This window comes from Crenobacter intestini, from assembly GCF_004919095.1.
Taxonomy (GTDB): Bacteria; Pseudomonadota; Gammaproteobacteria; order Burkholderiales; family Chromobacteriaceae; genus Craterilacuibacter; species Craterilacuibacter intestini.
The window spans coordinates 1-7,141 of sequence record NZ_STGJ01000035.1 but is presented as its reverse complement, the minus strand read 5'-3'; the positions used below and the strand labels follow the sequence as shown (position 1 = coordinate 7,141).

The following is a 7,141-nucleotide window of genomic DNA, read 5'->3' as shown; positions in this document are numbered from 1 at the left end:
GTAGGACACCGCCAGACGCCCCATCCGCAGACCCCCGACTCCATGAGTCGGGGGTTTTGCTTTTGCGGGAATCTCCGGATAGACCTTGGTCGGCGCGCTGATAAGATATTGGCATCGAGCGAAAAGGAAAATCCGAGATGCCCTGTCCCAGCCCCGAGTTCATCCACTCCCTGCAAGCGCTGCTTGGCGATCGCGTCAGCCAGAGCGAAGCGATCCGCGCCCACCACGGCCACGACGAGTCCTGCCACCCGGACGCCTTGCCGGACGTGGTCGTCTTTCCAGAATCGACCGAAGAGGTGCAGGCCGTTGTCAGGCTGTGCGCGCGCTTTGCCGTGCCGATGGTCCCGTACGGCGTCGGCAGTTCGGTCGAAGGGCATACCCTGGCGATCCACGGCGGCGTCTGCATTGACCTGTCGCGCATGAGCCGCATCGTCGCCGTCGATGCCGAAGACCTGACCGCGACGGTCGAGGCCGGGGTGACCCGGGTGCGGCTGAACCAGGAACTGCGCCATACCGGCCTCTTTTTCCCGATCGACCCCGGCGCGGACGCGACGCTCGGCGGCATGGCGTCGACCCGCGCGTCGGGGACCAACGCGGTGCGTTACGGCACGATGCGCGAAAACGTGCTGGCGCTGACCGCAGTGCTGCCGAACGGCGACATCGTGCGTACCGGCTCGCGCGCGAAGAAGTCCTCGGCCGGCTACGACCTGACCCGCTTGCTGGTGGGGGCGGAGGGGACGCTGGCGGTGATCACCGAGGTGACGGTCAGGCTCTACGGGATGCCGGAGGCGATGGCGTCGGCGGTGGTCAACTTCGACAGTGTCGCCGGCGCGGTCGACACCGTGATCCAGGCGATCCAGTGCGGGATTCCGGTCGCGCGTGCCGAGATGCTCGACGCGCTGACCATGTCCGCGGTCAACCGCTACAGCAAGACCGACTATCCGGAGCGGCCCACGCTGTTCCTGGAGTTCCACGGCAGTGAGGCGGGCGTGGCCGAGCAGTCTCTGCTGTTCGGCGAGCTTGCTACTGCCAACGGCGGTGGCGAATTCGTGTGGTCGACCCGCGACGAGGAGCGCAACCGGCTGTGGCAGGCCCGCCACAACGCGTACTTCGCCGGCCTGCAACTGAAGCCGGGTAGCCGCTGCATCGCGACCGACGTCTGCGTGCCGATCTCCCGCCTCGCCGAATGCATCGAGGCAACCTACCGGGATTTGGAAGAGGAGGGGATAGACGCACCGCTGTTCGGCCACGTTGGCGACGGCAACTTCCACCTGATGTTGCTGGCCGACCCGAACGATGCGGCGGACATGGCGCGCATGAAGGCGGTCAACCACCGTCTGGTCGAGCGCGCGCTGGCGATGGACGGCACCTGTACCGGCGAGCACGGTATCGGCATCGGCAAGCAGCGCTACCTGGCGGCCGAAGCGGGGGAGAGCGCGCTCTTCGCGATGCGCGCGATCAAACGGGCGTTCGACCCGGACAACCTGATGAACCCCGGCAAGATTTTCAGCCTTGCCGGGTAAGGCGGTTTAGCCGCGGAAGACGAGGTCGCAGGCGAGGCCGCATTTTTGCAGGCCGAGCTTGCGCTCCAGGTTGATCAGCAGCGGCGCCTGCAGGTTGGCGCGCAGGCTGCCGGCCTGGGTGTCGGCGGCTTCGTCGCGGTATACCATCACCAGCGCGGCCAGCCGGGTGTCGGCGTCCGCGGCAAGCTGGCTGGCTTCATCTTCGGTCAGCGCGAGCTCGTAGCGCACGCCCAACTTGGCCGGGTCGGCCAGGTTGAAGGTCAGCTCGGCACGGTCGAGCGATTGCAGCCAGTAGATGTTCGGCTCGTTCTGCTCGGCCTGATGGAACAGCTTGTAGCGGGTACATTCCTCGAATGCGGGCAGGCCCTGCGGGAAAGTGATGATCTTTTCGGGGTCGAACTCCAGATGACCCAGCTGCAGGCTTTCGAATTGCATGGCACATCCTCCACAGGGAAAGCCCCATTATGCCGAATGCCGTGGTTCGCTGGCGCATTGTCATTAGATTTGCCTTTAAAATATCGGCATGACAGTCTTGTCCTTGTATCCCTTGCTCGAACTGGCGCTGCGCGAACCGGTGGTGGATGCAAAGCTCGGGCAGACGCTCGAGCTTGCCCGGCTGTGGCGCGCGGGTCAGCTCAAGCGCGAGCCCCTGCCTTGCGCGGATTTGCCGGACGCCGGGCGCCCCGCGCGGCCGGTGCTGGTGCCGCCGCACACGCTGCCCCGCCGCAAGATCGGTAGCCGCGAGGGACACGCCGCCTTGCTGCACGCGATCGCGCATATCGAATTCAACGCGGTGAACCTGGCGCTCGACGCGGCGTGGCGCTTCCGGGAGATGCCCGACGCCTTCGTCGGCGACTGGTTGCGCATCGCGGCCGAAGAGGCCGAGCATTTCGGCCTGCTCGCGGAGCGCCTCGCGGCGCTCGGCTACGCATATGGCGACTTTCCGGCGCACGATGGCCTGTGGAGCATGGCCATGCGCACCGCGCACGACCCGCTGCCGCGCATGGCGCTGGTGCCGCGCGTGCTCGAGGCGCGCGGGCTGGATGCGACGCCGCAGATCCAGCACCGGCTCGCGGCGATCGGCGACGCCGAATCGGTGGCCGTGCTCGACCGCATCCTCGCCGACGAGATCGGCCATGTGCGTGTCGGCAATTACTGGTACGGCTGGCTGTGTGCGGCGCGCGGGCTCGACCCGCTGCCGACTTTCCGCCACCTGCTCGCCGAGTACGAGGCCGAGCGCTTTGCCGCACCGGCCAACCTCGGCGCGCGCCGCGCGGCCGGCTTCAGCGAGGCAGAACTCGCGCTGCTCGAAGATTTCGCAAACCCTGATCGGGAGTCACCCCATGCTTGACCGTTGGCTGCAGACCCTGCGCCGTCGTCGCCGTCTGGCGCTCTACCAACTGCTGCTGTCCACGCTGTTGCTGCTGGCGGGTAGTGTTGGCCGTTCGCTCGAACTGTCCGCGTGGTTGCCGGCGCTGATGATGTTGCTGGGCGTGGTCGGCCAGTTGCTGGCGCTGGTCGCCCTTTCGTCAAAACCCAGATCGTGAAAGGGTTTTGAAAACAGGCACTTGACCATGGGGTTGGCCGGCCGGGGCGGTTGACGCCGCCTGCACGCGGCGTGATAATCGCCGCCGCATCCGATCAGACAGGCTCCACTTCGTGGGGCCTGTTGCCATTTACAGAGGTTTTCCATGGACGATCAGGCGTTTTTGCGGCAGCTCGAGAGCGGCCGTCTGCCTGCCGAAGCTTTGAACCACGAGGCGCGTCTGTACGCCGCGTGGGCATACCGACGCGGCTACCCGGCACGCGAGGCGGCCGCCCGCTGCGCGCACGCGCTGTCGCGCCGCGCCTTGTCGCTCGGCCACGCCGACCGTTACCACCATACGCTGACGATGGCGCTGCTGTTCGTGCTGTACAGTCGCGTCACCGACAACCCGGGCCTGCTCGACGACTGGCACGCGTTCCGCGGTGCCTGCCTCGACGTGCTCGACGGCGCGGCCGACGTCGTTGCCGCGCATTACTCGACCGAGCGCCTGGACGACGACTTTGCCCGCCGTGCTTTTGTAGAGCCCGACCGCCTGCCGCTGCCGACCAGCGGCCTCCTACACTGAGAACCTGACGATGTTGAAAGCTCCCGAACTGCTGCTGCCCGCCGGTACCCTCGACAAGATGCGCGCGGCGTACGACTTCGGCGCCGACGCCGTGTACGCCGGCCAGCCGCGCTACTCGCTGCGTGCCCGCAACAACGACTTCAAGCTCGAGGAGCTGAAGACCGGCATCGACGAGGCGCACGCCCGCGGCAAGCTGTTCTTCGTCGCCAGCAACCTGCTGCCGCACAACAGCAAGGTCAAGACCTATATGGCCGACATGGCGCCGGTGATCGAGATGAAGCCGGACGCGCTGATCATGGCCGACCCCGGCCTGATCATGATGGTGCGCGAGAAGTGGCCGGAAGTGCCGGTGCACCTGTCGGTGCAGGCCAATACGGTCAACTACATGGGCGTCAAGTTCTGGCAGAAGCTCGGCGTCAGCCGCATCATCCTGTCGCGCGAGCTGTCGATCGACGAGATCGCCGAGATCCGCCAGGAGTGCCCGGACATCGAACTGGAGGTGTTCGTGCACGGTGCGCTGTGCATCGCGTATTCCGGCCGCTGCCTGCTGTCGGGCTACTTCAACCACCGCGACCCCAACCAGGGTACCTGCACCAACGCGTGCCGCTGGGACTACAAGGTGCACGACGCGGCGGCCGACGACGCCGGCGACGTGGTGGCCCAGAAGATCTCGTTCGACTTCAACCAGGCGCTGGAAGACGCCAACCAGCGCTTTGCCGCGTGTGGCGGGGCCGAGCGCCACCCGCTGGCCGAGCGCACCTACCTGATTGAGGAAGCCAACCGTCCGGGTGAGCTGATGCCGATCATGGAAGACGAGCACGGCACCTACATCATGAACTCGAAGGACCTGCGCGCGGTCGAGCAGGTCGAGAAGCTGGTGCGCATCGGCGTCGACTCGCTGAAGATCGAGGGGCGGACCAAGAGCCTGTACTACGTCGCGCGCACCGCGCAGGTGTACCGCCAGGCGATCGACGACGCGGTCGCCGGCCGGCCGTTCAACCCGGCGCTGCTGGCCGACCTCGACGGCCTCGCCAACCGCGGCTACACGCCGGGCTTCCTCGAGCGGCACCAGACGCAGGACTACCAGAACTACCTGACCGGCCACTCCAAGGCCAAGCAGAGCCAGTACGTCGGCGACGTGCTGGCGGTCGACGCCGACGGCTGGGCGACGGTCGAGGTGAAGAACCGCTTCGCCGTCGGCGACCGGCTGGAGGTCATCCATCCGTCGGGCAACCGCGTGATCGAACTGACCGAACTCTACAAGGGGCAGGAAGCGGTCAGCGTCGCGCCGGGCAACGGCATCCAGGTGCGCATCCCCGGCATGGCCGGACTCGAACGCGCGTTGATTGCCCGTCTGTTCTGATTGCGGTTTGCATAAACGAAAGCGGCATCCCCGTTCGCGGGCGTGCCGCTTTGTCCTGTTTGGCGTTGCCCGACAGGGGTTTGCGGCATACAATCAAAATCGCATTTTTTCGCAAGCGAAAGCTCTTTTTCGCTTCGTCGTGTTTTATTTGGGGCATTTGAATGACAATTTCGCAGCTGATCAATGAACGGGTGCAGGCGGCGCTGGCCGCTGCCGGCGTTCCTGACGCGCCGGCCGTCGTGCAGCCGGCTTCCAAACCCGAGTTCGGCGACTACCAGGCCAACGGCGTGATGGGTGCCGCCAAGGCGCTCAAGACCAACCCGCGCGAACTGGCCCAGAAAGTGGTTGCCGCGCTCGACCTCGCAGGGATCGCCGAGAAGGTTGAAATCGCCGGCCCGGGCTTCATCAATATTCACCTTGCCCCCGAATATCTGGCCCGACGAAGCGAAGCAGCCCTCAAGGACGAACGCCTCGGCATCACCCTGCCCGAGAGCAAGACGGTGGTGATCGACTACTCGTCGCCCAACCTCGCCAAGGAGATGCACGTCGGCCACCTGCGCTCGACGATCATCGGCGACGCGCTGGCGCGCGTACTCGGTTTCCTCGGCCACAAGGTGATCCGCCAGAACCACGTCGGCGACTGGGGCACCCAGTTCGGCATGCTGACCGCCTACCTGGTCGAGACCAGCCAGGCCGGCAACGCCGCGCTCGAGCTGAACGACCTGGAGACCTTCTACCGCAACGCCAAGGTGCGTTTCGACGAGAGCGAGGAATTTGCCGACCGTGCGCGCGAGTACGTTGTACGCCTGCAAGGCGGTGACGAGGAGGTGCTCAAGCTGTGGCGCCAGTTCGTCGACGTGTCGCTGTCGCACTGCCAGGGCGTGTACGACAAGCTCGGCGTGATGCTGTCTCCGGGCGACGTGATGGGCGAGTCCGCCTACAATGACGACCTGGCCAACGTGGTGGGCGAACTGTCCGAGATGGGTATCGTCACCGACAGCGAAGGCGCCAAGGTCGTGTTCCTGCCCGAGTTCGCCGACCAGGACGGCAACCCGGCCGCCTACATCGTGCAGAAGAAGGACGGCGGCTTCCTGTACTCGACCACCGACCTGGGCGCTGTCCGCTACCGCGTGCGCCAGTTGCACGCCGACCGCGTCATCTATGTGGTCGACGCGCGCCAGAGCCTGCACTTCCAGCAGATGTTCGCGACCTGCCGCAAGGCCGGTTTCGCGCCGGCCAACGTCGTGCTCGAGCACATCGCCTTCGGCACCATGATGGGTGACGACGGCAAGCCGTTCAAGACGCGTTCCGGCGGTACCGTCAAGCTGATCGAACTGCTCGACGAAGCCGAAGAGCGCGCGTACAAGCTGGTCGGCGAGAAGAACCCGGAGCTGTCCGACGACGAGAAGCGCAAGATCGCGCACGCGGTCGGCATCGGTGCGGTCAAGTACGCCGACCTCTCCAAGAGCCGCATGAGCGACTACATCTTCAACTGGGAGAACATGCTGTCGTTCGAGGGCAATACCGCGCCCTACCTGCAGTACGCGTACACCCGGGTGCAGAGCGTGTTCCGCAAGGCGGGCGAGTACGACGCCAACGCGGCCATCGTGATCGGCGAAGCCGCCGAGAAGCAGCTGGCGGTCCAGCTTGCGCAGTTCGAGGACGTGCTGGCTACCGTCGCCGACGGTTGCTACCCGCACCACCTGTCGCAGTACCTGTACAGCCTCGCACAGCAGTTCTCGCGCTTCTATGAGGCGTGCCCGATCCTCAAGGCCGAGGGCGAGACCCGCGCCAGCCGCCTGCAGCTCGCGGCGCTGACCGCGAAGACGCTGAAGACCGGCATGGGGCTGCTTGGTATCGCAGTGCTCGACGCGATGTAAGCAGGACATTCCCGGCAAGGCCCGCGCACCGCGCGGGCTTTTTTTATCGGGGAATTTTTAAAAACAACGACTTGCCTACTTCGTTTTTTGATTTTCCGTTTTTTTCGGATTTTTTCGTAGAGTGCGCTTGACGCGCCCCGGCTGGAAACGTATAGTTCGCCTCCTCAGCTGACGACGCAAACGAAACGAAGTCAGCACTGATCTTTAACAGAACGAACAACCGATAGGTGTGAGTGCTTGGCGAAGCCAACACTTGCACTGCAA

Annotated in this window: 8 protein-coding genes; 6 read left to right on the top strand and 2 right to left on the bottom strand. The window is 65.3% G+C overall.

What is annotated here, in order from left to right; translation table 11 throughout:
- Positions 1–137: 137 nt before the first annotated feature.
- Positions 138–1,523 carry an FAD-binding oxidoreductase gene (locus E5K04_RS16450; RefSeq protein ID WP_136555926.1) on the top strand — a complete coding sequence of 462 codons (1,386 nt, stop codon included), beginning with the start codon at positions 138–140 and terminating at the stop codon, positions 1,521–1,523.
- 6 nt (positions 1,524–1,529) lie between these two features.
- Here E5K04_RS16450 and fliW read toward each other — a convergent pair whose 3' ends face one another.
- A complete protein-coding gene (fliW, locus tag E5K04_RS16445; protein ID WP_136555925.1) occupies positions 1,530–1,958 on the bottom strand; it encodes a flagellar assembly protein FliW in 429 nt (142 codons plus the stop codon).
- Between the two features lie 88 nt (positions 1,959–2,046).
- Here fliW and E5K04_RS16440 point away from each other — a divergent pair, with 88 nt between their 5' ends.
- The 5 genes from E5K04_RS16440 (at position 2,047) to argS (ending at position 6,877) form a co-directional block, all read left to right on the top strand.
- Complete coding sequence (locus E5K04_RS16440) at positions 2,047–2,874, top strand: ferritin-like domain-containing protein (RefSeq protein ID WP_136555924.1); 828 nt, start codon at positions 2,047–2,049, stop codon at positions 2,872–2,874.
- Positions 2,867–3,070 carry a hypothetical protein gene (locus E5K04_RS16435; RefSeq protein ID WP_136555923.1) on the top strand — a complete coding sequence of 68 codons (204 nt, stop codon included), beginning with the start codon at positions 2,867–2,869 and terminating at the stop codon, positions 3,068–3,070. The genes E5K04_RS16440 and E5K04_RS16435 overlap by 8 nt, the downstream gene beginning before the upstream one ends.
- Before the next feature lie 144 nt (positions 3,071–3,214).
- The gene (locus E5K04_RS16430) at positions 3,215–3,634 is read left to right on the top strand and encodes a hypothetical protein (protein WP_136555922.1); all 420 of its coding nucleotides are present in this window, start codon (positions 3,215–3,217) and stop codon (positions 3,632–3,634) included.
- 13 nt (positions 3,635–3,647) lie between these two features.
- A complete protein-coding gene (trhP, locus tag E5K04_RS16425) occupies positions 3,648–4,997 on the top strand; it encodes a prephenate-dependent tRNA uridine(34) hydroxylase TrhP (RefSeq protein ID WP_136555927.1) in 1,350 nt (449 codons plus the stop codon).
- Positions 4,998–5,158: 161 nt separating this feature from the next.
- Positions 5,159–6,877 carry an arginine--tRNA ligase gene (argS, locus tag E5K04_RS16420; protein WP_136555921.1) on the top strand — a complete coding sequence of 573 codons (1,719 nt, stop codon included), beginning with the start codon at positions 5,159–5,161 and terminating at the stop codon, positions 6,875–6,877.
- Positions 6,878–6,920: 43 nt separating this feature from the next.
- Here the strand turns inward: argS and E5K04_RS16805 are convergent.
- A partial coding sequence (locus E5K04_RS16805; RefSeq protein WP_205700409.1) for a hypothetical protein occupies positions 6,921–7,141 on the bottom strand: 221 nt, incomplete at its 5' end.